At 65.2% G+C, this 3,550-nt stretch carries 2 protein-coding genes; one reads left to right on the top strand and one right to left on the bottom strand.

Translation table 11 applies throughout. From position 1 onward, the window contains the following. Positions 1-410 precede the first annotated feature (410 nt). The gene (locus tag Psi02_RS25270; protein ID WP_203978141.1) at positions 411-1,400 is read left to right on the top strand and encodes a WD40 repeat domain-containing protein; all 990 of its coding nucleotides are present in this window, start codon (positions 411-413) and stop codon (positions 1,398-1,400) included. 292 nt (positions 1,401-1,692) lie between these two features. On the opposite strand, the gene Psi02_RS25265 is transcribed toward Psi02_RS25270, so the two are convergent. After that, a partial coding sequence (locus Psi02_RS25265; RefSeq protein WP_203978140.1) for a hypothetical protein occupies positions 1,693-3,550 on the bottom strand: 1,858 nt, incomplete at its 5' end.

Genomic DNA, 3,550 nt, shown 5'->3' with positions numbered 1-3,550 from the left:
ACTCCCGTGGACGCAACCTTGTGTCCTCGGTCATGGTTGTGGGTCGTTGCCCTGGGGCGCGCCGGCCACTGTCAAAACCGCGAGGGCTGAGCGCCGCTTCCCCCGCCCCCGCTGCCGAATTATTCGTGGCCCTCGGTCGGCGTCAACCCCGTCTGTGCCGGTTGGATACGGGGAACGGTGCACCTCGATGGTGCATGGACACGCGAAGACGGCGTTGACACCTCGGTCGAGTCACTGGTTCGGCAGCTATCGGGGGCAGGGAAGGAATGGTGCGAGACCGTAGCCCAAACCCGCACGCGCAATCGCTATTCATTTGATAGGTGATATCCGGTCGAGATCTCCCATTCCCAAAGAAACATTCGCGCGCTGTTACGGTGCGTGTCGTGACACGTCTTCCAGAGGAATTCACCGTGGAACAGCTCAAGGAACGACGCGTCCGACGGGCGGGCCTTGTGCTGGAGATCGGCCAGGTGACCGGCGAGGTGACTATTGCGCTCGATCTCGATGCCGGTGAGTTCGTCCGGGTCCCCGCACCGCCCCCGGGGGCGCAGATCCGATCGTTGTCCCACGACGGCACCTACGCGCTCCTGATGACGCCACCGAGCGGGACCGAGTGGTCGATCACTCCTGATCTCACTCACCTCGTATACACGCCTCATCCGGGCGGGCCGCAACCGAGCAAGGTCGGCATCCTCACTCTCGAAAACGGCGAGCAGCGGTGGTTCGACACCCCGGACTATGAGACCGACGTAGACGCGACGCTTTCGCCTGACGGCAAAACGATCGCGACGCTCTCGACAGATGAAGAAGACTCCGAGGGCGCATATACGGTGGTCAGCCTCATGGGTGCCGCCTCAGGGCAGCGCCGGCGTCTTTGGGAGGGCCATGGCGTCGCATCGCCGGACATCAACGGGCTCTGCTGGTCTCCGGACGGGAAACTGATCGCCGCCACGTACGTGAACTGGTATGACGAGTTCGACGACGATGATTGGGAGACCGTGATCATCGACGTCGGTGACGGCTCTGTCCGATGGGGTCCCCATCCGCATGCCTACATCCCGGGCGGCACCTATCTCACCTGGCCAAGCGATCATGAATTCTGCTATCGGAGCGACATCGATGATGGCGCTTCCCTCCATCGCGTTGACCTGAAAACCGGTCAAGACCATCCCAGCCCCGGACTCGCCGGCCGTGTCTGGGGCCTGGTCGACGGACGGCATATCCAGCAGGTGACTTTCGGCGAAGACCCCGCCGCCACGACCAACGAGTTCTACACCACAAACCTTGAGGGGACGGGGCGCAGTCACCTGTTCACTATGCACCCCAGGGTGCAAATCCAAGGCTTCCACCTCGCACCCGGCACCTTGCAGGAATTCGCCCCAGATCTCGGCCTTTTGTGATGACGGCGTTAAGCGCGAGCGTTCCGCTGGACGTGACCATTCCGGCAACGGCAATGCAACGGAAGGAACGAGGGCCTCACGTTGCATTGCCGTCCAGGGCCGCTTGCTTGCTAGATCGCTGGGACCGCTTGGGGCGGTCGGCGACGTTCAGCCGCGGCCTGACCGCCCAACCCGTCGATCGTTTGGGCAGAGCGGCCCTCATCGTCGAGGCAGGCTACCCGGGCTACCTGGGTTATCCGGGTTACCTGGGCACCGCCCGAGCAACCGAGCTCATCCTGGGCCGCTGGGGCGGTCATTGCACGTCGATGTAGTCGGGTGCGCTGATGACCGTCCGGACCGTCGAGTTGCCCACGAAGCTGTAGCGCCAGTAGCCGTCGCGGGACGCCGTGACTGTCGTCTTCAGATCGCCGGAGGTGTTGGTCTTCAGCGTCTTTACCGTGGTGTATGTGCTGGAGCCCGCCTTGCGGAACTGGAGCCTCACCGACTGACCGGCGAACCCCGCGTAGGTGGAGGTCTCCCAGTTGGCCACGGTGAGCTTGCCCGTGATGGTGAGGGTCTTGCCCTTGCGGATCGGTTCGGGTGTGGCGTTCGCGCTCAGCCTGGTGGCCCTCAGCAGGTTGACGGTCTTCGCCGCGTGCAGGTCGGTGTAGCTCTTGCGGTCCTTGGAGTGCGCCCAGGCGGCCACCTTCCACGAGCCGGCCAGCGAGTTCTTCCCCAGGTCGAGTCGCGAGTCGATGTCGTAGATCAGCTCGCAGGTGGAGGTGGTGGCGTTCACCTTCGTGCATCGGGCGGGTTCAGGGTTGATCAAGACGTGGTCGGGCTTGTCGTACGAGCCGTGATAAAGGTAAGCGTCGCCGTCGGCGATTCCGGCCGGATCGGTTGCGGTGAACGTCACCGAGAAGAACGCGCCGAAGGGGTCCACGGCCAAGGGCCTGCCGTCGTTGACCACGATGTTGGAGATCTTGGTCGCGCCGACCGTCCGCTCCGGCTGAGGCGCCGGGCCCGCGAAGGCCCGGATGACCGTGCGCCGGACGCTCTCCCCCTCGTCGTCCACCGCCGACACGCGCAGGGACACGAAGGAGGCGTCCGCCGGGACCGTCAGCTCGGCGGACGCACTGTCGCCTGTGCTGGTTACGGGCAGGGAGGTCCAGGTGGCGCCGTCATCGGTCGAATACTCCAACGCGGTCACGGTCTCCGTCGCTCTCAGCCGCGCGGTCGCGGTCGCGCCGATGCGGATGCGATCCGTGGACGTCGCCGTGTTCTTGGAGTCGAGCCCGGACACCGACAGGTCGATGTCGATCAGCGGCAGGTCGGCGGGCCGGGTGGCGGAGGCGGAGCTGAACTTCCATTCGCTGGTCGTCCGGCTGGACAGCCGGGAGTACGGAACCGTGCGGCTGACGGTCTCGGTGAGCGCGTAGTCCGCACGAGCGGCCGGGACCGTCACACGCGCTTCCTTGCTCGGCGACTGGTCGACGGTGGACAGGAGCGTCTTGCCTCCTGAGCTCAGCCTGTAGGAGACCTTGGCTCTGTTGTCGAATCCGAAGTTTCCGGCGGCGTCGGAGAAGGGCGAGTCCTCGTTCAGCCACATCGTCGTGCCCTGCCGGTACGCGCCCATGTACTGGGGTCCGCGCAGGTCGAACGGGGCGGCGCCGACCGTCTCACCGGCGGACGTGCCCACGGGGAGCTTGCGATCCTTGAGGATCAGAACCGACTCGGAGTTGCCGTACACCAATGCCCGCCCGTAGGTGACGCCGGGCGTCACGTATTCGGTGACGGCGGAGGGCAGCCAAACCGGGGAGTCGAAGAACATGCCGCCCAAGTCGTCGACCATGGGGCCGCTGACCAGGGATGCGTTGGTGTTGGTCCCGGGAGCGCGGAGGGTGGTGACCGTCTTGGCAAGCGAGCTCGTGCGCACGTGGAACATCGGCGAGGCGGGCACGGTGTTCCGGAAGGTGTGGGACAGGTCATAGCGGTAAGGGCTCGGCGCGGCGACCGAGCTTCCCTTCTTGACCTGCACCTCCTGGAGGTGGAGTGCCGCGCCTGTGAGTGAGAAGGGGTTCACGAAGACCTTGCCGGAACCCCCGAGCAAGGCATAGCCGATCTCGAATCCGCCCGGAAACGAGATCGACACCGACCCGCCGTTACGGCTC

This window comes from Planotetraspora silvatica (assembly GCF_016863315.1).
Taxonomy (GTDB): Bacteria; Actinomycetota; Actinomycetes; order Streptosporangiales; family Streptosporangiaceae; genus Planotetraspora; species Planotetraspora silvatica.
Note: the sequence above shows the minus strand (reverse complement) of the source record. Positions and strands in the feature narration are given on the sequence as shown.